This window comes from Paenibacillus sp. LS-5 (genome assembly GCF_056121505.1).
The window spans coordinates 316,260-340,395 of sequence record NZ_JBWAVA010000001.1; the positions used below are offsets into that span (position 1 = coordinate 316,260).

At 47.5% G+C, this 24,136-nt stretch carries 24 protein-coding genes; 20 read left to right on the top strand and 4 right to left on the bottom strand.

The annotated features are described in order from the left end of the window. Window positions 1-6: 6 nt before the first annotated feature. From AC0MA3_RS01480 to AC0MA3_RS01490, 3 genes are all read left to right on the top strand, one after another. Window positions 7-414 carry a MerR family transcriptional regulator gene (locus AC0MA3_RS01480; protein ID WP_474654911.1) on the top strand — a complete coding sequence of 136 codons (408 nt, stop codon included), beginning with the start codon at window positions 7-9 and terminating at the stop codon, window positions 412-414. Between the two features lie 108 nt (window positions 415-522). After that, entirely contained in the window at window positions 523-1,440 is a 918-nt protein-coding gene (locus AC0MA3_RS01485) for an alpha/beta hydrolase (protein WP_474654912.1), read from the top strand. Between the two features lie 29 nt (window positions 1,441-1,469). Further along, window positions 1,470-1,829 (top strand): hypothetical protein, encoded by a 360-nt coding sequence (locus AC0MA3_RS01490; RefSeq protein ID WP_474654913.1) that lies wholly within the window; start codon window positions 1,470-1,472, stop codon window positions 1,827-1,829. A gap of 181 nt (window positions 1,830-2,010) precedes the next feature. Here AC0MA3_RS01490 and AC0MA3_RS01495 read toward each other — a convergent pair whose 3' ends face one another. Continuing rightward, window positions 2,011-4,065 (bottom strand): beta-galactosidase, encoded by a 2,055-nt coding sequence (locus tag AC0MA3_RS01495; RefSeq protein ID WP_474654914.1) that lies wholly within the window; start codon window positions 4,063-4,065, stop codon window positions 2,011-2,013. A gap of 193 nt (window positions 4,066-4,258) precedes the next feature. Between AC0MA3_RS01495 and AC0MA3_RS01500 the strand changes: the two genes are divergently transcribed. The 5 genes from AC0MA3_RS01500 to AC0MA3_RS01520 all read left to right on the top strand — a co-directional run bounded on the left by AC0MA3_RS01500 (window position 4,259) and on the right by AC0MA3_RS01520 (window position 11,086). After that, complete coding sequence (locus AC0MA3_RS01500; protein WP_474654915.1) at window positions 4,259-5,101, top strand: helix-turn-helix transcriptional regulator; 843 nt, start codon at window positions 4,259-4,261, stop codon at window positions 5,099-5,101. Between the two features lie 121 nt (window positions 5,102-5,222). Further along, window positions 5,223-7,859 (top strand): hypothetical protein, encoded by a 2,637-nt coding sequence (locus tag AC0MA3_RS01505; protein ID WP_474654916.1) that lies wholly within the window; start codon window positions 5,223-5,225, stop codon window positions 7,857-7,859. A gap of 13 nt (window positions 7,860-7,872) precedes the next feature. Next, on the top strand, window positions 7,873-8,598 hold the full coding sequence (locus AC0MA3_RS01510; protein WP_379152735.1) for an ABC transporter ATP-binding protein: 726 nt from the start codon (window positions 7,873-7,875) through the stop codon (window positions 8,596-8,598). Further along, complete coding sequence (locus AC0MA3_RS01515) at window positions 8,585-9,967, top strand: ABC transporter permease (protein WP_379152732.1); 1,383 nt, start codon at window positions 8,585-8,587, stop codon at window positions 9,965-9,967. Before AC0MA3_RS01510 ends, AC0MA3_RS01515 begins: the two co-directional genes overlap by 14 nt. Before the next feature lie 30 nt (window positions 9,968-9,997). Further along, complete coding sequence (locus AC0MA3_RS01520; protein ID WP_474654917.1) at window positions 9,998-11,086, top strand: efflux RND transporter periplasmic adaptor subunit; 1,089 nt, start codon at window positions 9,998-10,000, stop codon at window positions 11,084-11,086. 95 nt (window positions 11,087-11,181) lie between these two features. On the opposite strand, the gene nagZ is transcribed toward AC0MA3_RS01520, so the two are convergent. After that, on the bottom strand, window positions 11,182-12,561 hold the full coding sequence (gene nagZ, locus AC0MA3_RS01525; RefSeq protein ID WP_474654918.1) for a beta-N-acetylhexosaminidase: 1,380 nt from the start codon (window positions 12,559-12,561) through the stop codon (window positions 11,182-11,184). 122 nt (window positions 12,562-12,683) lie between these two features. Here nagZ and AC0MA3_RS01530 point away from each other — a divergent pair, with 122 nt between their 5' ends. Next, on the top strand, window positions 12,684-13,187 hold the full coding sequence (locus tag AC0MA3_RS01530; RefSeq protein ID WP_379152726.1) for a ferritin: 504 nt from the start codon (window positions 12,684-12,686) through the stop codon (window positions 13,185-13,187). Between the two features lie 12 nt (window positions 13,188-13,199). On the opposite strand, the gene AC0MA3_RS01535 is transcribed toward AC0MA3_RS01530, so the two are convergent. Then, complete coding sequence (locus AC0MA3_RS01535; protein WP_474654919.1) at window positions 13,200-14,555, bottom strand: outer membrane protein assembly factor BamB family protein; 1,356 nt, start codon at window positions 14,553-14,555, stop codon at window positions 13,200-13,202. A gap of 300 nt (window positions 14,556-14,855) precedes the next feature. On the opposite strand from AC0MA3_RS01535, the gene AC0MA3_RS01540 reads away from it, so the two are divergent. The 5 genes from AC0MA3_RS01540 to AC0MA3_RS01560 all read left to right on the top strand — a co-directional run bounded on the left by AC0MA3_RS01540 (window position 14,856) and on the right by AC0MA3_RS01560 (window position 18,763). Beyond that, complete coding sequence (locus AC0MA3_RS01540) at window positions 14,856-15,719, top strand: cation diffusion facilitator family transporter (RefSeq protein ID WP_474654920.1); 864 nt, start codon at window positions 14,856-14,858, stop codon at window positions 15,717-15,719. Between the two features lie 109 nt (window positions 15,720-15,828). After that, window positions 15,829-16,230 (top strand): VOC family protein, encoded by a 402-nt coding sequence (locus AC0MA3_RS01545; protein WP_474654921.1) that lies wholly within the window; start codon window positions 15,829-15,831, stop codon window positions 16,228-16,230. Between the two features lie 211 nt (window positions 16,231-16,441). Continuing rightward, window positions 16,442-17,344, top strand: a complete 903-nt coding sequence (locus tag AC0MA3_RS01550) for an NUDIX hydrolase (RefSeq protein ID WP_474654922.1) — start codon at window positions 16,442-16,444, stop codon at window positions 17,342-17,344. 37 nt (window positions 17,345-17,381) lie between these two features. Then, a complete protein-coding gene (locus AC0MA3_RS01555) occupies window positions 17,382-17,858 on the top strand; it encodes an NADAR family protein (RefSeq protein WP_474654923.1) in 477 nt (158 codons plus the stop codon). Between the two features lie 41 nt (window positions 17,859-17,899). After that, window positions 17,900-18,763, top strand: coding sequence for a TIGR02452 family protein (locus AC0MA3_RS01560; RefSeq protein WP_474654924.1), 864 nt, complete (start codon window positions 17,900-17,902; stop codon window positions 18,761-18,763). Here the strand turns inward: AC0MA3_RS01560 and AC0MA3_RS01565 are convergent. Then, window positions 18,753-18,905 carry a hypothetical protein gene (locus AC0MA3_RS01565; RefSeq protein WP_474654925.1) on the bottom strand — a complete coding sequence of 51 codons (153 nt, stop codon included), beginning with the start codon at window positions 18,903-18,905 and terminating at the stop codon, window positions 18,753-18,755. The two genes, AC0MA3_RS01560 and AC0MA3_RS01565, sit on opposite strands and share 11 nt — an antisense overlap. A gap of 240 nt (window positions 18,906-19,145) precedes the next feature. Here AC0MA3_RS01565 and AC0MA3_RS01570 point away from each other — a divergent pair, with 240 nt between their 5' ends. From AC0MA3_RS01570 to AC0MA3_RS01595, 6 genes are all read left to right on the top strand, one after another. Next, on the top strand, window positions 19,146-20,339 hold the full coding sequence (locus AC0MA3_RS01570; protein WP_474654926.1) for a metallophosphoesterase: 1,194 nt from the start codon (window positions 19,146-19,148) through the stop codon (window positions 20,337-20,339). A gap of 131 nt (window positions 20,340-20,470) precedes the next feature. Then, window positions 20,471-20,962, top strand: a complete 492-nt coding sequence (locus AC0MA3_RS01575) for a MarR family winged helix-turn-helix transcriptional regulator (protein ID WP_379152710.1) — start codon at window positions 20,471-20,473, stop codon at window positions 20,960-20,962. A gap of 169 nt (window positions 20,963-21,131) precedes the next feature. Continuing rightward, complete coding sequence (locus AC0MA3_RS01580) at window positions 21,132-21,536, top strand: NAD(P)H-binding protein (protein ID WP_474654927.1); 405 nt, start codon at window positions 21,132-21,134, stop codon at window positions 21,534-21,536. A gap of 18 nt (window positions 21,537-21,554) precedes the next feature. Then, window positions 21,555-21,953, top strand: a complete 399-nt coding sequence (locus tag AC0MA3_RS01585; protein ID WP_474654928.1) for a Rossmann-fold NAD(P)-binding domain-containing protein — start codon at window positions 21,555-21,557, stop codon at window positions 21,951-21,953. Between the two features lie 88 nt (window positions 21,954-22,041). Continuing rightward, the gene (locus AC0MA3_RS01590) at window positions 22,042-22,719 is read left to right on the top strand and encodes a response regulator transcription factor (protein ID WP_474654929.1); all 678 of its coding nucleotides are present in this window, start codon (window positions 22,042-22,044) and stop codon (window positions 22,717-22,719) included. Between the two features lie 17 nt (window positions 22,720-22,736). After that, window positions 22,737-24,092, top strand: coding sequence for a sensor histidine kinase (locus AC0MA3_RS01595; RefSeq protein WP_474654930.1), 1,356 nt, complete (start codon window positions 22,737-22,739; stop codon window positions 24,090-24,092). Window positions 24,093-24,136 lie beyond the last annotated feature (44 nt).

Here is a 24,136-nt window from a genome sequence, read left to right on the forward strand (position 1 = left end):
GAATCCATGGTTACCTATTTACGTGGAGAACTGGCAAAGGCAGCGAAGGTCAATATTGAAACGCTCCGGTACTATGAGAAGCATGGCTTGCTTCCCCAGCCGCAGCGGACGGCCTCGGGTTATCGCAAGTATACAGAGGAGGCACTCACCCGGATCATTTTTATACAGAATGCCAAGAATTGCGGATTCACGCTGCGTGAAATCAAAAAAGCGCTGGCTAAGTCGGAGGAAGGAAGTATAGGCATTACAGATTTCATTATGGCCATTGAGCGGAAGATGATTGCTGTGGATCTGGAAATTGCCAAACGTGAGGGTACCAGACTGCTTCTGCAGAATCTGAAATTAAACCTTGAATCTGCGGAACAGCATCCCGGTGTGAAGGAAACCCTGCAAATTCTTAGAATGGATACATAAAAATTCGGGAGGCGTTCATAGGTGTTGCGATTCTGATCCTGCTTGACTCTGTACCCTGATACAGGGTTTACAATACAGGTATCAGGCCAATGCCGGGAGGAATGAAGGATGCAGAGCTCCAAGGAAATGCTTCAAGCCATAAAGCAATATTTGAAACAAAATAATCGAACAGCTGGAAAAACAGCAGTTCAAATCCGTCAGGAAATGGCCGAATCCGCCACACGGTTGCCACCGCTTCATGGAGTATCCTTCGAAAGAGTTGATTCGGATGGTGTTGCAGGAGAATGGCTTAATGTTATGGAAGACTATGCCGCAGAGGACAGGAAAAAGGCCATACTCTACGTTCATGGAGGAGGATTCATCTCCGGCAATTGTGAGATCTATCGTGATCTGGCTGCAAGAATCGCTTCCGCCAGCGGTGTGAAGGTGTTTACGTTAGAATATCGTCTTGCACCCGAGCATGTATATCCTGCAGCCAATGAAGATTGTCTAACTGCTTACTTCTGGCTGCTGCGGCAGGGTCTCCTGCCGGAAGACATCATTCTGGGCGGGGATTCTGTAGGTGCCACTCTCGTACTCATGACCCTGATCACGCTACGTGATACAGGTGAGGGATTGCCTGCCGCCGCATTTCTTCTCTCCCCACACGGCGATCTTGTCCATCTGGACGGGGAATCCTATGACAGCAGAGCAGAACTGGATCCTACGGGAAGCAGGGAGAGCAATCAGAGAATCTTGTTGGATTATCTTGGAGCATATGAGGGGAATATGCCTGATCTGCTCTCGCCACTAAGGCTTCAACTGGGTGGGCTGCCACCATTGTTGATACAGGTCGGGGATCAGGAAGTGCTGCTGAGTGATGCCGAACGGCTCGCAGAGCGTGTAAGTTCAGCCGGAGGTGAGGTGCAACTGGAAATATGGGAGAACCTGTGGAGCGTGTTCCAGATGATGTCCGCTCTACTTCCGGAAGGGCAGGAAGCGATCGGGAATATTGGAGATTTTGTCAAAAGGTTCTGGGATAAATAGAGGATCGAACGGATACAGGAGGAAATAATATGCCTTACACAATGGAAGTTAATGTAGCCAAGAATCAAGTGGTTGTAAAAGCATTTGGTCTTACGGAAACGGATGTCCCAGCTTATATATCTGATTTTAAAGCAGCCATGAAGCAACTGAAACCGGGCTTCACTGGAGTCACTGATGTAACGGAGTCCCAATCCATTCTCACCCCTGAGGTTGCTTCCATGCTTGCGCCAACAGGTGAGATAGCCGTCGCTCATGGAGTGGGTGGATGGGTATATGTTGCGAACTCCAAGGTGTGGAAGATGCAGATGAACAGATTATTCGGAAAGTTTGCTGTCCATTATCCGACTTTTGAAGAAGCAGATGCTTATCTGAATAGTCTGGTGAAGTAATTACTAACTTATGATTTATGAGGGACGGTTCTTCGGAACGGTCTCTTTTCTGTTTTATGAGAATAACGATCATAGGATGATAAGTGAAATAAGAAGATATCCAGTTACAGAGAGAACTCTAATTACTAAAAAGACTCCTCCTCCGCAGATAACTGCGGTATGGAGGAGTCATTAACCAACTTTAGTAGAGCACCAGTACTCCGAAGCCTTCAAGGCTGTATGAGCCGTTGATGACATCACCAGTCAACAGATCCGTTCTCTGTTCTTTGAGCTGAATCGTTGCAGGTTCTTCACTGAAGTTCAGCAGAAACGCATAACTGTTATTTTCACTTTTGCGGATTTGCAGCTCTACTTCCGAAGGAAGCTCCAGCCATTCCGCTACAGGGGAGTGAAGCGAAAGTCTGTCTATGATCTGGAGGGCTGCTTCCGCGTTAAAAACAGCGCCGTAATACCACACCTCTCCTTTGCCGCGTTTGTTTCTGGTGACTGCCGGTTTGCCGGCATAATAATCGGTTGCATAGGTGCCGACCACCTCGACTGTGTCCTCTTCGACATGAAGAATATCGTTGAATGCATCTGCCCCGGTAAGTACCCCGGAATCGTTACCCCAGCGGATGGAGGTAGGAAGACGGGTGCCTTTGACCATGGTGAATTCTTCAACGCTGATGCCGCAGAGGTCCTTCGCAGCACCTGGAAAAGGCCGCATATAACATTGTCCGCGGGTATCCTTGTAGCCGGTCCGGCAGCCAAAAATCAGCGTTCCGCCTTGCTGCACATATTGATCCAGCATTTCTGCTGTCTCATCGCTCATAATGGCCGGATGCGGATAGACCAGAACCTGATATGGAATCAGGTCGTCAATGGTGGTTTTGCTGCGCATGTAGATGATATCGTTCGGGATTTGTCGCTTCTGCAGTGCTTTGAACCATTCCTTGTTGCTCTGCCACGTAAAAGGTCCATGCCAAACATCGTATTCTCCATCCCATTCATTGTCGTAGTCACGCAGAATGGCGATATCCGCTTTAGAGCGGGTACCCACAATATGTTTACCAGCTGCAGCCAGCTCCCGGCCAATCTGTTCTGCCTCCCTGACCCTGCGGTTTGGCTGGTTATGATAGTCATTGATGCCGTGCCAATAAATTTCATTGCCCACCGTGGCTGTCCGCCAACGGAAGTAGAGCAGCTTGTCTGCTCCATGGGCAATGGACTGATACGTCCAGAGCCTCATTTGACCAGGTTTGGGTGATGGCATATCCATCCGGTTAACCCAGCCGCCAGGGCCGGATTGCTGCTCCATGATGCAAAAGTTGGGGCTGATCGAGCGGACCGCAGTCAATGATTGGCTCCAGCTCCGGTCCAGCAGCGGTTCTGCTTCGGCTGGATCCGTACTGATACTTGCGAACTGCGGGTAGGAATCATAGCTGAAGAAATCAAGAAGCTGATCATTCAGCTCATGGCTGTCCAAATGTCCGAACAGTCCATTGGTGGTTACCCATTGGGAAGGGGCCAATTCCCGGATGATATCGGCCTGTATTCTGGCAAAGGCAATGGTGTTATCTGAAATGAACCGCTTCTCATCCAGCGCCTGATGCGGATTAGGCTGCATGGTTGAAGGGGTTGGGCGCGGCAGGAAAACCTGTGACCAGCTGTTATAGGTTTGATTCCAGAAAACAGTTCCCCAAGCCTCATTCAGCTTCTCCAGCGTTACATATTTGGCCTGTACCCATTCCCTGAAAGCCTGGTGATCGCTCTCCGAATAGAATACATTAATTTCACAATTCAGTTCATTGTCAATTTGCCAGCCAACCACACCCGGATGACTGCTATAATGCTGGGCGAGCTGTCTGGTGATTCTGGCGCAGAGCTCCCGGTATTTGGGACTGCTGTAATTGTAATGACGGCGCATGCCGTGGTGCAGCGTCACTCCGTCATAAGTAACATTCAGCACCTCAGGGTAACGTTCGGTAAGCCAGGCGGGGGGTGTAGCCGTTGGTGTACCCAGAATTACCTTAAGGCCATAGCTATGAGCTAGATCGATTGCTCTGTCGAACAGATCGAATTGGAAGACACCTTCTTCAGGTTCAAAAAGGTTCCAGGCGAATTCAGCCATCCGGACAATTGTGAATCCGGTTTCAACCATACGGCGGTAATCATCTGCCCAGAGTTCCTCCGGCCAGTGTTCAGGATAGTAGCATACGCCAAGCTCAAACTGATCATTTGTTAAGGGCTTTCTCATCATAACCTCCAAAGGATAGAGAATACTTCATTTTTTTGTGTCCCAGACTCACTGATATTATGAAAAATATGCTTTATTTCATTTACATATCTATTGTATTATCAAGTGAAATGAACATTATATAACAAAATATTGCTTTTATATGACGATATTGCGAGATTACACAAGTGCACTGAGGGGAGCTACTGAACGAATGAGAAATCAATGTTATCTGCCAACACCGGCTTACACCAAATATGTATGTTATCCAGAGTTTCTGGGTCACTACACCGAATTTCCCCAGCATACGGAAAGAAGAGCGGAAGGATTCCTGGACAGCTATAATCTCCATTTGATTTTTGCCGGGGAAGGTTATGTATTTCATGAGGGGGAACGGATTCCGATGGAGAGAGGCAAAGGTTTTCTTTTCCCCAGAGGCGCTTATCAACAGTACGGTTCTGCTCTGAGCCAGCCCTGGGATGTACGTTGGGTGCACTTTGGAACCGGTATGCCGCTGCCATTACTGGAGGAGGCCGATCAGTCGAGGGGTTACTTCTTCACCTTTGATCCGGAAGCGGGGCTGGAAAGTTTATTTGAGGAGATGTACCGGCTTGGCACTTCCTACGAGACCCGTTACGAACCGAAGCTGTCGGCGCTGTTATATGAAATCTTGATTACACTATTGCAAAACTCCGAACCGCAGAATGGCGCAGTTTCTTTGGAGGTTAGGCATTCCATCCGCAACACAGCGAATCTCATTCACAGGGAGTGTGCGGGGACCTGGACACTGGAGACCATGGCCCGGTTGTCGGGTTACAGCAGCTATCATTTTCTGCGTCTGTTCCGTACAGTCATGGGTAAGACCCCGAACCGCTATTTGACAGAATGCCGTTTAGCCAGAGCAAAACTGCTGCTTGTATCTACTGAGTTCTCCGTTTCAGAAATCGCGCGGCAGGCTGGCTTTGCCCAATCGAGCTATTTCATTAAAGTATTCAGACAGTTTGAGGGAATGCCCCCCAACCAATATAGGCTTGCATTTGGATCAACTTCGACTTAACATACGATTTCTATTTTCATGTGAAAGTTACAGATTGAAATCTATGGTTACAAATTGGATACATTTACCTGATTCTCAACCACTATAATTATTCCTAGCAAATGTACATGGGAGGAAATCAATGAGAAAGCTTAGAACTACATATATCGCGTTACTGTTAAGCACATTCGCTATTGGACAACTGTCTGCTAATCCTGCATCAGCCGCCTCTGCGCCGGTAAATAACGGCGGTTTTCAGGGATCTGCAGTATCTACAATAAGCGCCGTCCCCAAGAATCTGGGCTCCATCCAGCTGGAGGCGAATGTCAAAGCTACGTTAGAAGATGTGACTCTCTGGTCTCAGGCGGGAGGGAATATTCTAACGTATACGCTGAATTACTCAAACGCAGGGGGCAGTAATGCAAGTCTGAGTCACTATTTTTCGAGAGTAGTTACTTCTGGAGGCTCTGTCATTCCGGGCAATCCAGTGACCGCCGATTCGGCTAAGAACAAAGTCGTATCCAGACAAACCGAACGGGTAACCTACTATGTTAACATTGGCAAAATAAATTCACTTAACGGACTTAAAGTTACAATGTATGTGTGGGACCCCAAAAGCAAAGGTTACCTGAGACATGCGGGAGCCCTAAGTATTCCAGCTAATTACTCATCGAGTGCAGCCATCGGCCAAAAACAGCAGCTCACCATTAACAACATTCCAGTCACTGCTGCTTCGGAATCCCTACAGCTCTATAAATATGGAGGCAAGGTATTCGCAAAGGTTGGGGTTAACTTCAGCAATGTGGGGAATAAGGTACTCTCGGACCCAGGTTATTCCGCATACCTAATGTCTGCTGGAGGAACAGCCTTCGAGCTGGCACTCGACAATTCGCAGGCAGGTTATAAGATTCAGCCCCAGGAAAAGAAGACCATTTATTACCTAACCGAGATTCCGCCGTACCTAAAGACCGACAACATGAAGATACAATATGTTCAGAGGGATGAGACGCTTAAGCTTGATCTCGCTAAATTTTCGTCCAAGCTTCCTGCGGCTGCAACCCCTGACCTGAACGTAGGCAAAGGGGCTATCAAAAAGGTCGGCATCAACAGCAATACTATCGAATTTCAGTTAACTGCAGCAAATGTCTATGCTGAAGATGCTACAGGGATATGGACGTTCCAGTTCCGGATTAAAAATGCCGGCAAACAAGCGGTGGTTCTACCTTCTTATGACCTCTCGGTTCGATCCGCAAAAGGGACAACCTTCCCTATCAGCTCTAGCGGTGTGAGCGGGGTCAAGCTGAAGCCCATGGAGGAAAAGGTAGTACAACTTACAGCCCAGATTCCACTTGAAGTGGAACAGAACACACTGAAACTGCAAATGATTGAAGCAGTCAGCAGCAGCGATGCGGCCAGTTCTGGAGCTCAAGTCAATCAAGGGACTTCGGGGGGCTCAGGTGCGAATTCTGGCCCTACAGTATCGCCAGGCGCGACGGCTAAGCTGTCCATTCCTGTCGCTTATTTTGCCATTCCGTACACACTACGTACGGATGCTCAAAAAAATATGAATTACACCATCACCAATCCATCAGGTACATTCGGCTATAGCTTGCTGTCCCTGCAGCGTTATCCATGGAAAGATGACGACATTCTGATCGCCAAGTTGAACATTACCAATACGCAGTCAGTAAATCTAACACTGCCAGAACTAAAAGGTGCTCTCAAATTGGATAATAACGACTTGACGGCATCAACGGAATTATTCATAGAGAAAGAAGGTTCCTCTATTGCTCCAGGGCAGAGTGTGGTGGTTAATGTATTTAGCAAAATCCCTTATACTACGGAGTTCCAGTCAACGAGAGTCAATCTGTATTCCGTCGTGAAAGAAGAGACTGTGCCCTTTCTGTCGTTGAACACGAGCAGTGTAACAGATGCCGTATACAAGGTTGACAGAGGTGGCAGCTATACCATTGCCGGAAAAGGTAAAAATGCCAAAGTACAGGAGAGCAAAACGGTCATCTACCAAGGTGTTAACTCTAACATTGTCTACACTGAACTGTTCATGAGCAGCGAAGAAAAGAGACAAAGTAAAATGGCCCGCCTTCAGGCTTATTTTAAATCCGAAGACGGTCAACTATATGAGGCCACACCAATCCAGCCTGACACGGCGGCAACACCTGGCGGCAAGCAACTGGTAACATTCTGGGCAAAGCTCCCAAAAGCAGTAGATGCCTCGGATGTAACCCTATATATTGGACCCGGCATCACCGGGAACAAGTTGACTGAGCCTGGACAGGAATCAACAGGTTTCATTAATGTCTCTGCCTTGGAACTGAGTCCGCAGTACATAACACCGGTTAACAATTTATCCAAGGTTACCTTATATCCTTATACATTGTCCGTTCTTAATTCAGAAGGCAGCAATGTACGCGGCAGCGACACGATTAATATCAACATGAATTACAGCCTGCTGCGTGATATCAGCTATGATGTAGGAGCATTCAATCACAAGCTTGTACTTAAAATGACGGATCCATACGGACAGACGCAAGAGAAAAGCATTACGATTGGAACGGATTTGATGGAAGGGGAAAATAACAAGTTTTCTTTGACCTTCAGCAGTGAAATGTACAAAAAACTGACTGGCGGAACATACTCCATCAAACTGTATGATGAATTCCAAGGTGAGCGGATCGAGCTGGCCAACCAGGCCTACGTTCTGAAGATGGAAAGACCAGCAACCACCGAGTTAAAGACAAGCACTGATATCAAAGAATAAAAAGGAGCAGCTTATGTTGCGAGTGGAGAATGTATCACATACGTTTAAAAGCGGCAGTGAAGTAACACCTGTGCTCCATAACATCAATTTCGAGGTGAAACCTGGTGATATGGTTGCCCTGCTAGGCAGCTCAGGTTCCGGTAAATCTACAATGCTGAATTTAATGGCGGGTCTGATGAAGCCGACAGAAGGACATATTTACATTGCCGACAAGGATATCGTGAAGATGGGGGAGAACAAGCTGGCAGTATTCCGGCGCAAAAATATCGGGTTTATTTTTCAGGCATATGAGTTGATCACCAGCCTGACGGTACGGGAAAATGTGGAGCTTCCTCTTGTCTTCCAATCGGTCTCTCCGTCGGTCCGCAGAAAAAAATCACTTGCTTTGTTAGAAGCAGTGGGTATCCCTGATAAATCCGAGTTATTTCCCACCCAGCTCTCCGGAGGCCAGCAGCAGCGGGTCAGTATTGCCCGTTCGCTGATTACGGAACCGTCTATTATTTTTGCGGATGAGCCTACTGGTAATCTGGATACCAAAACAGAAGAAGAGATCATAAGTATATTGTTAGATTTAAACAAAAAAATAAAAACTACGTTCATTGTAGTTACGCACGAGCCTGAGGTGGCAGCGCATATGCAGCGTATTTTTACACTTCGTGACGGACACATGATTACTGAGAGAGATGGTTCCGCTGAATCAGAACCTTTAGAGGAGGAGCCGGACCGTGCGAATTCTTGATGTAACGCGTTTGGCGTGGGGCCAGATTAAACGGAGAAAGGTAGTTACGGGGCTTTGTATGCTAGGGCTCTCTATCGGCTGTTCGGCTATTGTCGTGGCCTTGAGTCTTGGCGACTCTGTGCAAGGCTATGTTAGCCGCGAAGTAACTGCCCAATTTAGAATGGATGAGATTACCGTGACACCGAATGAAGGAGTCTCCCAAGGTGGCGGTGAAGGTGCGGTCAAAACAGGGGCGAATTCGAATGTCGGCAAGCTGACTGAACAGAAGCTGGATATTATCAGGGGACTCAGACATGTCGCGGCTGCCGCGCCGTTTCAAGATGCAGGATATTTTGAGATCATAACCGCTGACAATAAAATATCCAATTTCAATTTAGTTGTAACTGATCTTACCCTGCTGACCAAATATGACTTTTCTTTTCAAAAAGGGGTACCTAGTAAACAAGTAGGCAGCTTAGTACTTAACTATGGTGCTACTATCGGGTTAATGGACATAGAAACTCAAAAAAAGCTGTTCGAACAGATGAACACTAATGCCTACGACCCTGAAGTGATGCAGAAGTACGATGAACTATCCAGAATGCCTTCTGATTTGTACCAGCAGCAGGTTCAGTTTCGTTACAGTAATTTTGACAACAATACTCCAAAAACCTATCTCAGTTCCCAGCTTCAAGTCGTCGGCATATTGAAAAAAGCGGATGGGATGAGCGCGGATCAAGCTATGTATGATAAGAAGATTTATGTATCCCAAGAAACCTTTGACAGACTTAAGGAAGAATTCAACATGAAGACGGAAAATGCCGGATCGGGTGAAACTTACAACCAAGCACTTATTCGGGTAGATAACCAGAAGAATTTACCGCAGGTAGAGACACTGATTAAGAAACTAACTTTAAATACAAGCAACAATCTGTATCAACTGGAACAACTGAAGTCACAATTCGCTATGTTTAAAATGGTGGCTTTAGGAGTCGGCGGATTTATCCTGATTATTGCTTCCATCTCTATCATAGTAGCCATGACGATGTCTACACACCAGCGGCGGCGCCAGATTGGGATTATGAAGGTGCTGGGCTCCAACATGCGGCAAATTCGCACGATGTTCATTATGGAGTCCGCGTTGCTGGGCTTTATGGGAGGAGTACTCGGAATCGGCTTTTCATATTTGATTGTGGAAGGCATTAATAAGCTGGTCAGCAGTTCAGGAGAAATGACACTGGGTACTGGGGAAAGCCTTATCGTTTCTATTCCATTGACCACAATACCCCTTGGCATTGTTTTTGCAGTAATCACAGGAGTGTTGTCAGGGATTTATCCGGCAATCAGTGCTGCAAGAACCAATGCGCTCACTGCGATTAAACGGGACTAGCCATTTATAAGCTGAAAGGAAGTTACAGGAATGAAGAGGATCATAAAGTGGAGTATCCTAGTGGTGATACTATCTGTCGCAGGTTATTTTATCTATAACCAAATGAATAAACCCAAAGAGCAGGTTGCGCCTGAAGAACCGATGCAGGCTATTACCTTCCCGGTAACCAAAGAAACGATGACAAAATCTATACAGGTTAAAGGCACTTCAAAATACCAGCATGAAACCCTGGTCTATGCTCCATTTGCTTCCAAAGTAACAGACTGGAAAGTAGAAAACGGCGGACAAGTAAAAAAAGGCTCTGTGATGTACACGCTGGATACGGAGGCGCTCAAGAATGACATTGCCACCCAGGAAGCAACGATCCGCAAAGCTAAGCTGGAAGCCGAATTGAATGCCTTTATCAACCAGCAGAATGAGGAGACAGCCGTTGTAGGCTCTACTGAAGCTGAGCGGTTAAAGACTCTTGCGACACAAGAGACTTCAAGAATCAGCGATGATTTGAATCAGGTCAATGCGGAGATTCAAGCACGTGAAATTGCGGATAAAAAGAAGAAGATTCAAGCGGCGAGCTACCGTGCCCCAGCCTCGGGGATTTTCTTGTTCGACAATTCCAGTGAGATTCCACAAATGGTAACTGACAATCAGTACATCGGCAAAATAGTGGACCTCAGCAAATTGGAATTTATCGCTCTGGTGGGTGAACAGGATATATTCAGCATTAAGCCAGGTATGAAAGTAAAAGTCAAAATGACTGCTTCCAAGGATGTCAAGCTGTCAGGAGTAGTAACAAAGGTATCCAAATTCGCGACGACGGTATCGGCCAAGGATACAACGACCAACCAAACCCCGCAGTTCGAAGTGGTCATTTCACTTGAACCGAATGAGCTATTAATTGGCGGTCTCAGCTTAACTGGCGAGATAGAAACCTTACGCAAAGAAAATGTTACCGCGGTATCAAACATTGCTATCATCCATGAAGGAGATCTTTCTTACGTTATGGTGGACAAAGGCAACGGAAAAACAGAGCGGCAACAAATTACTACCGGACTGGAAACCACAGATATGGTAGAAGTGCTGACCGGGCTGAAACCGGGTGACACCGTAGTGCTTCAGTAAGAAAGACAATATTTCAGTCGATCCATTGCTAACAGCCACGGCATGCAAAAAGAAGTAATCTATCCACAAGAGTGGAAGGATTACTTCTTTTGTTGTTATAAAGAGATTTCTTTGCGCCATATTTTAATGTCTTTGTTAAGCTCGGTAAGCTTAGGGATAGGAATAGGCTCGTCTGTTAGCTTGTATTTCTGCTTCAGTGCAAGAATCCGATAGACGCTCTCATCAATCCTGGCTTCCGAAATCTTACCGCTCCTCACAGCATCCAGCAGGGCTTTTCGCGCAGTCTGTTCATTGCTGTATTCGTGGGCGATAAGCAGAATGTCACTGCCCGCGAGTACTGTATTCACAGCAGCCGTAGCCAGGCTGTAATTCTTCAAGATAGCACCCATAGTCAGGTCATCCGTAATGACCACGCCCTTGAAGCCCATCTGCTTCCGGAGCAATTGTCCGACGATGACTTTGGATAAGGAAGCAGGCCGGTCAGGGTCCAGCTTCGGATACAGGATGTGGGCCACCATTACCGCATCGGTCTGCTCCTTAATCGCGGCCTGGAAGGGCAGCCATTCGAGCTTTGCCAGCTGGGCTTCTGTTTTATTCACTACCGGAAGCTCCAAATGGGAATCGACCGATGTATCTCCATGTCCGGGGAAATGCTTAACGACAGGGACCACACCTTCACTCTCGATCCCCTTCATTTCAGCAATGCCAAGCTTGATAACCTTCGCGGAGGTGCTGCCGAAGGAGCGGTCTCCGATCACCGGATTGTCAGGATTACTGTTGATATCCAGTACCGGAGCAAAGTTCATATTGAACCCTGCACCCTGGACCTCTCTGGCAAGAAGCTTGCCCATAATTTCCGCTGCTTCCGCATTACCACTTGCGCCAACGGCTCCATTCGCAGGGATCTTGGCATATTCATCCGGCAAGCGGCTGACCTTGCCGCCTTCCTGATCGACACTGACAAACAGCGGTGCAGGGTTTCCAGCATTACTTCGCTTCAGCCCATTGGTGAGGCTGACCAGTCCCTTTAGGTTGTCAATATTATCCGCATACAGGATGATGCCGCCAACCTTATCTGTAGTGATCATGTTCTGCGTCTGTGCGCTCACTTCAGTACCGTCAATTCCTACGAGGAGCATTTGGCCGATTTTGTCTTCTAGCGGCATAGTAGCTATCTGCTGTTCGATGTCGTCTGCGGGCCTGATGCCTTCAGAGACAGCAGGCTCAGGTGAAGCCGAAGTCACCGGTAGAGGAGACTGATTAGCCGAGGGTGAGACGGTCTCCGTCTGCCGGGAAGGTGGATTAACAGAAGACGGGGAAGCGGTAGAAGGGACCTCCTGAGGCTCTGCTGCTAGACTAGAACCAGCTTTTCCACTGCAGCCGCTGCTGATGAGGAGGCAAGTAACGGCCATAGCGAGAGTAACCATTTTATAGCTTCGAACCGATGTCTTGCTGTGTTCATCGATAAGGGTCATTGGCAACTGCTCCTCCTTAATGTTTGCTGGATCACAAGTGCAGGTGTTAAGATGGGGTTGAGATATGCTACATAGGAATGGCTGCAAGGCACACAAATTTATATGAAGAGGTGAACTTGATCATGAAAGAAGAATTGGTAAAAGCGCTTAATGAACAGATGAATTTTGAGTTTTATTCCGCACATGTCTACCTGGCGATGGCTGCGTATTGTTCCGGTGAAAGTCTCGATGGCTTCGCTAATTTTTTCCTGATCCAGGCAGAAGAAGAACGGTTCCATGCGATGAAAATCTACAAATTCCTGAATGACCGTGATTTCCGGGCGACACTTGCTGCCCTTCCAGAGCCCAAAAATGAGTATACATCCATGCTGGATGCCTTTGAACATGCATTCGCCCATGAGCAGCAGAACACCTCAAGATTCTACCATCTTGCTGATCTTGCACTCGATGCGCGTGAACATGCCACAATCTATTTCCTGAAATGGTTCATCGATGAGCAGGTAGAAGAAGAGTCGTTGTTCAGTAATATCATCGCCAAGCTGAAGCGGATTGAAACCGACAGCAACGCCTTCTACATGCTGGATGCTGAATTCGCAGGACGCACCTTTGTAGCTCCGGCTGAATAAGAAATGCAGTTTCTACTGAATCCCGGCAGGCAGCTGTATACCCGTCATGGTACCTCCGCTCCGGACAATAAGAATATTCCCTGTTTTTAGCGAAGGCTGGAATTCACGGGAAGAAGTTCTGACGGTGAACAGAGGCTTTTGGCTGATGATGTCAAAGGCATGAAATAATCCGTCAGATTGTCCATTGTACATGGTCTGGCCGAAGATATCCATTTGTACGGAAGGATTCTCGCCTTGCTTCATGTTGATCACCTGTCCATTTGCAAGCTTCATGGCAATCAGGGTCTGATCGCTATAATTGTAATACATTAGCCGGTCCTGAATTACCTTGTAGAGAGGAAATATACTGCCGGATAAGGGTTGATCCCATTGCTTAAGGGGTTTCCCATTCTCAGTATAATTCCAGAAGTTATACCGGGCGACCTTCCGGCCCTGCATAACATACAGGTTGTCGCCATCCAGAAATGCTGTACCATACGCCCCTCCAGACCGGAATCCCCCGTCTGGAGGGGTGTTATTGTCTGTCCAGCGGTAATTACGTTCACCTTTGAGCTGCCCGCTCTTCAGGTTGAAAATAGACACCAGAACCTTACGGTTCACAGGATCTTCATCCAGCATCTCCAGTGACTTGACAGAATACAATAATCCATCGCGAATAGCCAGCGGCATGCTCTGCCGGTACTGCTCCCATAGTTTCTTACCCGTCTGGGAGTCATAAGCTATGATCGACGGAAAGGTTAAGACTCCAGCGCTGGTATAAAGACGGATCAGTACCCCGTCCTCTTCAATAAGGTCTGTATATCCCTCATAACTGCTGTTCTCCGCAATTTTCCATTTAAGCCTGCCGGTGGAAGCCTCCACCGCAGCTAGCTGTCGCCCTTCAGTCACATAAATAGTGGCTCCCAGTTGTTGAATACTGGATACATTAGGCAAAGATAAAGAAGTCGTCCAGACTTTTCGCCCTGACTCTGTTACAGCATACAGCGAACCGGCTTGTGTCAGTCCATATATCGTTCCTTTACTATACGTGAACATCGGTGCAAGGGCGCTCCCGTATTCCCAAAGTTTTTTGCCTGTAGCTGCATTCAGCGCAAATAACTTTTTATTCTGCTGAAGCGCAAAAACCTTGCCGTTTTCTGCGACAGCAGTAACGGAGTGAGACGGAATATCGTTCGGCACAGTGGCCGTGGTGATAGACCATAACGGCTTAAGGACAGGTGCTGTAACTTTGGTGTAAAAAGAATTTCCAATACTGGCCTCTGCCTTCTCGGCAGAAGCAACGGGCAACAGTTCTCCGGCATACAGGGGCAATGCTATTCCCATGCCAGCGAGAACTAAAGTCATTTGTTTGAGCTTTAGTCTGTTCATTTTTTGCGCTCCTTTTGTACTCGAAATAGATATGGTTTCTATCAGGGGAAAGATGCTTATTATCCTTAGACTAGAAAAATAGAAAAAAGTTACAGCTGCCTGGTTGGAAAGTGAAGAAGGAATGGGAAAAGGCTGAAGTTGAACGAGGGCAAACAATGTTACATGCGGCAAAACACTTCCGGTCTTCCAACTCTATTTAGCTGGGGGAACACTTACGGGTTCTTGCAACACTGTTTCTCTAGACCCACCCGGTTGTTAGCGTGTAGGATAGAACGATACTATTCTTTGGAGGTTCTTTGCTTGGAAAACTACAGTGACATCAAACAAAGTGAAAAAGGGGCCTGGCTAAGTCTGTTTGCCTATATTCTGCTGTCTGCCATCAAGCTGTTAATCGGTACATTTTCAAACTCTCAGGCACTTCTTGCCGACGGCTTGAACAACAGCACGGATATTATTGCCTCACTGGCTATTCTGGCCGGACTCAAGATTTCCAGGAGACCGCCGGACTCCAATCACAGCTACGGTCATTTCAGAGCGGAAACCGTGGCAGCGCTGGTCGCTTCATTTATTATGATCGTTGTAGGGCTTCAAGTTCTGTATCAAGGTGTGAACAAATTTATTCAGCCCGCACTGGAAACACCGGATCTTGTAGCCGCGTGGACGGCAGCTGGTTGTGCTATAGTGATGTTCGCTGTCTACATGTATAACATAAGACTGGCCCGCAGTCTGAACAGTAACGCGATGCAGGCCGTTGCCCAGGATAACCGTTCGGATGCTCTTGTAAGTATTGGCGCTTTTATCGGGATTGTCGGTTCGCAATTCGGTCTGCCTTGGCTGGATCCGCTGACCGCTACAATTGTCGGGGGATTGATCTGTAAGACGGCCTGGGATATCTTCCGCAAGGCAACTCATGATCTTACCGACGGCTTTGATGCCAGTGAGCTTGAGTTAATGAAACAGACGGTTGCTAAGATTGATGGGGTAGAATCTATTAAGGATATCAAAGCCAGAATACATGGAAATAATGTGCTGGTGGATACTACAGTGCTTGTGAACTCCAGCTTAAACGTTATCCAGAGCCATGATATCACCGAGGAAATAGAGGATCAGCTGAAAAATCTGCACCAGGTCTCCAATGTGCTGGTACATATAGAACCCGTGTAAAGGACGAACAGATCTCTGAAGCTGAAGATCCATTTTCAACAAAAAAATTGTTCCATAATTTGTAACGGATCTGTAGTATGCTTAACTCAAATTGGAGGTGGCTATACTAATGAAAAAAGTGAATTTGGAAGGTCTTACGTTACTCGCTGATGATGTTGCCCGTTTAGCAAGGTTTTATCATGAAGTCCTGGGGTTCACGATTGTTGTAGAAGAGGAGCATTACGTAGAATTCAGCAATTCAGGAGTGCGATTAGCCATTTGTTCCAAATCACTTATGGCGGAGAATACCAACGATCATTTTTCCTTCAGAGAACAACGAAGCGGACAAGCCGCTGAGCTTAACTTTCAATGTGATTCGCCAGAGGAAGTATATACTTTGTACGATGAATTCATTTCGAAAGGAGCCATTGACATCATGCCGCCGCAAGTCAAGTCTTGGGGGCATACCACTGGTTTCTTTGCCGATCCTGAAGGGAATATTCATTCCTTATTTGCGATAAATCCGGCATAATAACTGAAAATCGGGAACTGTGAAGAGGCGTAACCACGATGGGGGTTACGCCTTTTGTATGGATATCTCAATCCTTCGTCATCGACTTTTGATAAAACAAATACTTGACTCTACTAGTGGAATTGGATATATAATAACAATATGATAATAACACATAGATAATAACTAAAAATCTAAGATAGTTCCTAATATAAATCAAAGGAGTATATACATGTCCAACAAACCGTTAACTGACCGAAATGGCTTAACCGAGGAACAATTTTTGCAGGGTTATGATGCGGGGATGTATGAGCGTCCATCTGTTACGGTGGATATGCTGATCTTTACCGTAATGGAGCAGGCGCAGGATAACTACCGCAAGCTCTCCGAGAAATCACTTCAGCTGCTGCTGATTCAGCGCGGTGAGCACCCGTTTCTGGGTCAATGGGCGCTACCGGGAGGATTCGTCTCTGTTGACGAGAGCCTTGAGGATGCTGCCCGCCGGGAGCTGCATAGTGAGACCAATATAGACAATGTCTACATGGAGCAGCTCTACACATGGGGTGATGTGAACCGAGATCCGCGCTTACGCGTGATCAGCAGCTCATATATGGCACTTGTTGACCGGACTGCGCTTGATGTTCAGGCTGGGGATGATGCGGATGACGCTGGTTGGTTCGAGATTGCCTATGATGTGCTGAAGTCCAGCCGCAAAGAGCTTGAAGGTGGTTATCAACAGGATGAGCAGATTCGTATCATCCTACAGAAAGAGGATATTGTATTATCCGGTGTCCTTTCTGTTTCCGAGACTGTGCAAGGTCATGTCCGGCGTGTGCGGCGGGAGATTATAGAGAATCACGGGCTAGCATTCGATCATTTGAAGATGATCCAGTATGCCATTGAACGGCTTCGGGGCAAGGTGGAATACACCGATATTATTTTCAATCTGATGCCACCCTTATTTACATTGTCCGAACTTCAGCGGGTCTACGAAATTATACTCGGCAGAGAGCTCTTGGCCCCCGCCTTCCGCCGTAAAATTGCCGATCGTGTAACTGAAACCGAAGAGTTCACCAAAGATGCCGGACACCGGCCTTCAAAGCTGTACCGGTACAAAGTAGACCGGGATGCATAATTAAAAATGAGTAAAATTATAGAATGGAGAATTACAAATGGAGACTTTTACTTACTTTTACCGTAGCGGATCACCGTTTTCGCAGTGGTATCCCTGCAATTTCATTGTAGAAGAGAATAGCTTCAACTGTGCAGAGCAATACATGATGTATGGCAAAGCTCTTTTGTTCAAGGATGAAGAAACGGCCAGACAGATTCTGCGGGCAAGAACACCCAGGGAGCAAAAAGAGCTGGGACGTAAAGTGAGCGGCTTTAAGGAAACGGAGTGGAATGCTCACTGCAAAGAGATTGTCTACCAGGGAAACCGCGAGAAATTTCTGCAGAATGAAGAGCTGCTGGAGCTATTGCTGAATACTAAGGGAACGACACTAGTGGAAGCCAGTCCGACGGACCGCATTTGGGGTGTGGGGTTGGCCGAAGACGACCCAAGAATCCGAAACAGAGATACTTGGAGAGGCACTAATTGGCTTGGAGAAGTGTTGACGCAGCTTCGGGACGACCTGTTACTGGAATAACTACCCCCGGTATAACCCGGGTTAAGGAGTGAAGATATAAGATGAATAACTTAAATCCGAGGAATAAAAGAGCGGCAATTGCGCAAGAAACACTGGATATTTTGGAGAAGGGGAATTACGTTAACCGGATGGGACGGCATATCGACATAGCTGAAAGTGTGAGAGCATCCATCACGGATACCATGTTGTATGCACCGGACGAGCTGCCTCAGCTGAACGCAGCTGTTACGGAGCATATGAAGAAAGATGCGATGCATACCGCGAAGCTGACTATAACCAGTGAATCCACCTTGGAAGCCGCTTACCGATTAGTTGTCAAAGAGGGCGGGGAGCAGACGGTATGTCTGAACTTTGCATCAGCGAAGAACCCGGGTGGGGGCTTCCTGGGAGGAAGCCAAGCCCAAGAAGAAAGCTTGGCCCGAGCTTCTGCACTTTATCTGTCCATCGCCGCGAAAAATGAAATGTATCAATACAACCGAGGCCGTAAAACCTGTCTATACTCGCATTATATGATTCATTCACCTAAGGTACCTGTCATCCGTGACAGCCAGGATCAGCTGCTGGATGAACCGTATGCGGTATCTTTCATTACCGCACCAGCAGTAAATGCGGGAGTAGTCCGAGAGCGGGAGCCTCAGGAGATTGGAATGATCCCAACCGTGATGCTGGAGCGCATACGCTACATTCTGGCTGTTGCCGCTAATAATGGGCACAAGACTATTGTACTCGGTGCATACGGGTGCGGAGTTTTTCGTAATAATCCGAGCGAAGTTGCGGAATGGTTCAGACGGGTGCTGTTGGATGAAGGCTATCAAAGCCTGTTTAACCAGATCGTATTTGCCGTACTCGATCATTCTCCGAATCAGAGAGTGCTCGGCGCTTTTCGCACAATCTTCAATGCGTAAATATTGTATATACAATAATGATCAATATACCGAGCAATACACTCCAGGTGATCGGGTGATTGGGATTGAGACTCCAGCCAGCACCTGAACTTTTGCGGATAAACATAGGACGGTTCGGTCTATTTACTGACATTTTACTCATACTGCCCCTTCTTTCGGCCAAAGCATTGGCAGCAGTCAATGCTTTTTTACGTTTTTTACTAGTTTACTCTTTTAGAGGCGTTATTGTAAGAACGGTTTGATTAGAGAAGATGACGCAGGGCATTTTCTTTTTTTTTTGGCCTTTATTAGAGTGCCGGAGCAGAGTTTATACTACTCGAATGCTTTGTGTTATCATTTGAAATAGAGATTCAGATAAACTGCAAGTCAAGGGAGTGGAATGATGAAAATATTGCGTATGCTCGCGTCGGGTCTGGTCATGCTGCTTGTGCTGGGACTTGTGAATTTCTACATCGGTCTGCATTTATGGTATCTGCTGAAAAATTGGCTGCCGGGAATTCATGCAGGTCTATATTGGCCGCTGTTCCTGCTTATCGCTTTTGCTTATATGATTGGAATGGTTCCTTGGCCGAAGGCTGTGAAGCCGGTTGCCCGGCTGTTCAAAGTCATAGGCTCATATTATCTGGCCTGCATGGAATTTGCCATTATTGTACTTCCGCTTACGGATTTGTTCTATTGGGCGCTTGGTCTCATGGGGGTCGAGCGTACGTCCTTCACTTCGGAGGCGGGGACTACACTTGTTCTGCTGCTGGCCATCTTCCTAATCTGGGGTTCGCGCAATGCCTGGAGTACAGTTGTGCGTAATCACCCGATTCAGATTGACAAGTCAACTGGAACCAGTGTTCCGCTGACCATAGCGGTCGCATCAGATCTTCATCTGGGCAACATTGTCGGCAACCGCCATTTGCGCCGTATGGTAGCTGAGATTAACCGGATGCAACCCGACTTGATTCTGCTTGCAGGGGATGTACTGGATGACAGTATTGAGCCGTTTATCCGCAACGGGATGAGTGAAGAGATCAGAAAGCTCAAAGCACGCCATGGCGTATACGCTGTACTGGGCAATCATGAATATTATGGAGGCTCGATTAAACAGTACACTGAGCTTATGGACAGCATCGGCATCAAAGTTCTGCAGGACGAAGTAATAGATACCGCCGGTCTGTACATTGTAGGGCGTAAGGATAAAACAGCCGAGACGATGGAACCCGCAGGCCGTAAAAGCGTGGAAGCATTGCTGGAAGGACTGGATCTGTCCCGCCCTGTGATTATGATGGATCATCAGCCCACTGGATTTGATATCGCCGCCAAGGCAGGAGTGGATGTGTTGTTGTCAGGACATACGCACCGGGGTCAAATTGCTCCGAACCACTGGATTACCAGACGGTTGTTTGAACTGGACTGGGGTTATCTGCGCAAGGATAAGCTGCATGTGGTTGTCTCCTCCGGGTACGGAACTTGGGGGCCTCCAATACGTTTGGCAAGCCGCTCCGAACTGATCAAGCTTGAGGTAAGGCTGGAAGGCAGCAAACGTTACATTGAAGAGCCGATTCACGGAAATCCTGTTCTGATATAAAAAGGATAAACCCCCATGCCTCTCCTATTTTGAGGCACGGGGGTTTATTTTGTTTTGACATTTACAGCAGCTTACGTTATTTTTGAACAGAAGTAGTTAAGTTATTAACTAAGTGGAGCTGAACAGAAAGTATGAAAGATCTACAAGAGGGGAACTTACAGCAAGATGAGCTTCAGCAAGATGATCTGCAGGAATACGTGCTGAACCTGCCATTGCCGAATGAAGCCTTTTTCACATTGGTTGAGGCGACCGCCAATATGGTGGCTGTCTCTGAGAAGTACTGGCAGTCCAAGGGATTAAATGGTGCAAGAATTCGTGTGCTCGTGGAGATTGCCAAGCAAGGTGGAACGATGCTTCCTTCGGTACTTGCCGGCAAAATCGGAGTTTCCAAGGCCAATATCAGCCTGCTGCTGACCCCGCTGAAGCGGGATGGCTATATCGCGAGGACTGAGCACGCCCAGGATGGACGAAAGTCAGTGATTTCACTAACCGCTGCCGGCCGGGTCCTATTGACGGAGCAGCTTCCCGGCAATCGCGAGGCCGTTGCTGGACGGATGAGCCGGCTAAATGGAGAAGAACTTCGACAGCTAACGATGCTGCTGCAAAAGCTGAACCGGTCATAAAAGTGTATATCCAGCAAGACGCTAAGCTATATGAACGATGAAATCGAGTACCTGGTAGGCTGTAACTATACGACTCACAGGATGTCCTTCCGTTTCCTGCTTCACTCATTTAGTTAAGGGCTTAACTATTATCGTGATATACATTATGCATTTTAGAGGAGGAATGAAGATGACCACACTGATTACTGGAGCTACTGGCCAACTAGGCAGTCAGATTATAGAGAATCTGCTAACCCATCTCTCAGCCTGTGAAATCATTGCAGGAGCACGGAATTTGGATGCAGCCGCACACTTTGCGGATCGTGGGGTAGAAGTCCGATGCACCGATTACGATCGGCCGGAAACACTGCAAACCGCTTTGGCTGGAGTGTCCAAGCTGCTGTTGATCTCCAGCTCGAACACAGATGATGCAGTCCGCCTGACTGGGCACAGGCGTGTAATTGATGCGGCTAGGACAGCCGGAGTTGCGCATATTGTCTATACCAGTTTTGCTTTTCCGCAGGCAAATAATATACATTCAGGCAATATTCATGCGCTCACTGAACAGGCGATATTGGATTCGGGGATGGAGTAGACAATTTTACGCAACGGGTTGTACATTGATTTTGTAGGAGTGCTCGGACTGAATGAGGCGATCCGCACCGGTATTCTGCAGACACGGCCAGGTGATTGGAGGTTCAATGCTGTAACGCGGGGTGACCTTGCACTGGCAACGGCAAAGGTTCTTGCCGGAACTGGACATGAGCATCGGGTGTATGAGCTGGCTGCGCCGCGCACATGGTCTTTCGCTGATCTGGCAGAGGTACTTACTGAACTTGCAGGCAAGCCAGTAGCTCACACCGAAGATGTGTCTGTACAGCACTGGATTTACCATTTTCTAAGCAGTATCAACACCATATCTACCTCAAAGGATCTGGAGCAACTGATGGGCCGGCCTGCCGCTTCACTAAAGGAGAGCATTAAGCTGTTTTTGAATCTGGATAATGTGTGATTATAGTCCTGCCCACGTTGAAGTTGTCTAAATTCTTTAATGTTGCTACTATGATGACAGCTAAGGGAATACCCGGGGAGTGATAGGAATGAAGAAAATATTAGTGGCTGATGATGATGTGAACATCCGCACATTGCTGCGGCATGTCCTGACAAGAGAAGGGTATCAAGTACAGGAAGCTGCCGACGGACGCGAGGCGATGGGCCTGATGAAGGTCAATACTGTGGATCTGGCGGTTGTGGATGTGATGATGCCGTATATGGACGGGCTTGAGCTATGTGAGTACATTCGGGAGACTTATGATATTCCTGTGATCTTGCTTACCGCGCGCCAACAGCTTAGCGACAAGGAGCAGGGGTACATGCGCGGAACCGATGACTATGTGACCAAGCCGTTTGAACCGGAAGAGCTTTTGTTCCGGATCAAAGCCCTGTTTCGCCGTTACTCGGTGGCTGCGAGCGACAAGATTCGGCTGAATTCTCTGGTAATTGACCGTAAGAATTACGAGATCAGCGACGGAAATGATGTGCTTTTGCTGCCGGTGAAGGAGTTTGAACTGCTTGCCCAGCTTGCAGAGTATCCCGGCCGGCTGTTTTCGCGCAGCGAGCTGATTGAGCTGGTGTGGGGAGCGGATTATGAAGGGGATGAGCGGACGGTGGATGTGCATATCAAACGCCTGCGTGACCGGTTCAGCGGATACAAAAATGACTTTTCCATCCGTACGGTCCGTGGTATCGGCTACAAAGTAGAAATGGTGAATCCATGAAATCGCTGTATATAAGAATGAGTATATTATTCTGTTCGGTAATTGTGATCAGCAGCGTGCTGGGATTTCTCATATCCAACGCCTATTATCAGGTCAAAGTGAAACCGCAGAATGACGCCAAGCTTACCAAAATGGCTATTGGCCTGCAGTCTTTTATTGAAGATCATCCCGATGCCGTGGAGGAATATCTGCTCAGCACCGCTTCTCTGGGATACAAGATGTATCTACGGGGCGAACAGGGGGATGAACGGTTCTATGGGCTGCCTTTCCGCAAAAATGATCTGAAGGAAGATGATTTGCAAAAAGTGCTGGCCGGAGGCATCTATCATGGGGTGTCTGACTTTCCCAGCCAGTTGTTCGTTACAGGCTTTTTTGATAATCAGCTCAGCAATTCGATAGGTGTTCCCATATATGTTCACGGCCAGCCCTATGCGCTGTTCATGCGTCCGGATGCCGAGGTACAGTTCGGTGAGCTGCGGATTTTTTTTGCTGTGCTCATTGCAGTAACGATTCTCTTCAGTCTATGGTTTGTTCTGATCTCTGTTTTTCATGTGGTAAGGCCCATCACCCGGCTCACGGAGGCTACCAAAAAAATCTCCAAAGGCAGATATGATATTAAGCTCTATACGGCACGGCGCGATGAGATTGGTCAGCTGGCATCCCACTTCATGGTCATGAGCCGGGAGCTGGAGAGGACGAATCAGGCACGACAGGAATTTGTCGCCAACGTATCGCATGAGATCGAATCTCCGCTGACTTCTATCCAGGGCTTCGCCCATGCGCTTAAAGATGGCACTCTCCCCGACCAGCAGCGGTTAGAGTATCTGTCCATCATTGATGAGGAGAGCCGTAGGCTGTCTATGCTCAGTAAACAGCTGCTCACCTTGTCTTCACTGGATTATGACGGATATACGCTGGAGAAGAAAAGCATAGATCTGCGGGCACAGCTGCGCCAGGTTGTTCAGATTATGGAGTGGCAACTGACGGAGAAGGAGCTTGCGGTGCGGCTGCATGTGCCGGATATCAATCTTCAGGGCGATTCCAATCTGCTATACCAGGTATGGATGAATCTGTTGTCTAACGCGATAAAATATACCCAAGTTGGCGGATCGATCACGATCTCGGCGGAAATCTCACATCACAGCTGTGTTCTATCTGTTGCGGATAATGGCTCAGGCATTCCTGAGGATCAGCTGCCGATGATATTTGACCGCTTCTATAAAGTAGACCGGGCGCGTACCCGAGGGAGCAACAGCACCGGTCTTGGATTATCCATTGTGCGGAAAATAATCGAAGTCCACGGAGGTACCATTGAAGCGGAGAGCCAGCTTGGAAAAGGGACTATTTTTACGGTTGTACTGCCGCTTTTGTAATTCTCTATTCATACTCCGTTCATTTTCATCTTCTAGACTGTGAC

Excerpts from the sequence above, each read along its gene's own strand:
- AC0MA3_RS01480 (WP_474654911.1), top strand. The coding sequence starts at position 7 with ATGGTTACCTATTTACGTGGAGAACTGGCAAAGGCAGCGAAGGTCAAT.
- AC0MA3_RS01485 (WP_474654912.1), top strand. The coding sequence starts at position 523 with ATGCAGAGCTCCAAGGAAATGCTTCAAGCCATAAAGCAATATTTGAAA.
- AC0MA3_RS01490 (WP_474654913.1), top strand. The coding sequence starts at position 1,470 with ATGCCTTACACAATGGAAGTTAATGTAGCCAAGAATCAAGTGGTTGTA.
- AC0MA3_RS01495 (WP_474654914.1), bottom strand. The coding sequence starts at position 4,065 with ATGAGAAAGCCCTTAACAAATGATCAGTTTGAGCTTGGCGTATGCTAC.
- AC0MA3_RS01500 (WP_474654915.1), top strand. The coding sequence starts at position 4,259 with ATGAGAAATCAATGTTATCTGCCAACACCGGCTTACACCAAATATGTA.
- AC0MA3_RS01505 (WP_474654916.1), top strand. The coding sequence starts at position 5,223 with ATGAGAAAGCTTAGAACTACATATATCGCGTTACTGTTAAGCACATTC.
- AC0MA3_RS01510 (WP_379152735.1), top strand. The coding sequence starts at position 7,873 with ATGTTGCGAGTGGAGAATGTATCACATACGTTTAAAAGCGGCAGTGAA.
- AC0MA3_RS01520 (WP_474654917.1), top strand. The coding sequence starts at position 9,998 with ATGAAGAGGATCATAAAGTGGAGTATCCTAGTGGTGATACTATCTGTC.
- nagZ (WP_474654918.1), bottom strand. The coding sequence starts at position 12,561 with ATGACCCTTATCGATGAACACAGCAAGACATCGGTTCGAAGCTATAAA.
- AC0MA3_RS01530 (WP_379152726.1), top strand. The coding sequence starts at position 12,684 with ATGAAAGAAGAATTGGTAAAAGCGCTTAATGAACAGATGAATTTTGAG.
- AC0MA3_RS01535 (WP_474654919.1), bottom strand. The coding sequence starts at position 14,555 with ATGAACAGACTAAAGCTCAAACAAATGACTTTAGTTCTCGCTGGCATG.
- AC0MA3_RS01545 (WP_474654921.1), top strand. The coding sequence starts at position 15,829 with ATGAAAAAAGTGAATTTGGAAGGTCTTACGTTACTCGCTGATGATGTT.
- AC0MA3_RS01550 (WP_474654922.1), top strand. The coding sequence starts at position 16,442 with ATGTCCAACAAACCGTTAACTGACCGAAATGGCTTAACCGAGGAACAA.
- AC0MA3_RS01555 (WP_474654923.1), top strand. The coding sequence starts at position 17,382 with ATGGAGACTTTTACTTACTTTTACCGTAGCGGATCACCGTTTTCGCAG.
- AC0MA3_RS01560 (WP_474654924.1), top strand. The coding sequence starts at position 17,900 with ATGAATAACTTAAATCCGAGGAATAAAAGAGCGGCAATTGCGCAAGAA.
- AC0MA3_RS01565 (WP_474654925.1), bottom strand. The coding sequence starts at position 18,905 with ATGAGTAAAATGTCAGTAAATAGACCGAACCGTCCTATGTTTATCCGC.
- AC0MA3_RS01570 (WP_474654926.1), top strand. The coding sequence starts at position 19,146 with ATGAAAATATTGCGTATGCTCGCGTCGGGTCTGGTCATGCTGCTTGTG.
- AC0MA3_RS01575 (WP_379152710.1), top strand. The coding sequence starts at position 20,471 with ATGAAAGATCTACAAGAGGGGAACTTACAGCAAGATGAGCTTCAGCAA.
- AC0MA3_RS01580 (WP_474654927.1), top strand. The coding sequence starts at position 21,132 with ATGACCACACTGATTACTGGAGCTACTGGCCAACTAGGCAGTCAGATT.
- AC0MA3_RS01590 (WP_474654929.1), top strand. The coding sequence starts at position 22,042 with ATGAAGAAAATATTAGTGGCTGATGATGATGTGAACATCCGCACATTG.
- AC0MA3_RS01595 (WP_474654930.1), top strand. The coding sequence starts at position 22,737 with ATGAGTATATTATTCTGTTCGGTAATTGTGATCAGCAGCGTGCTGGGA.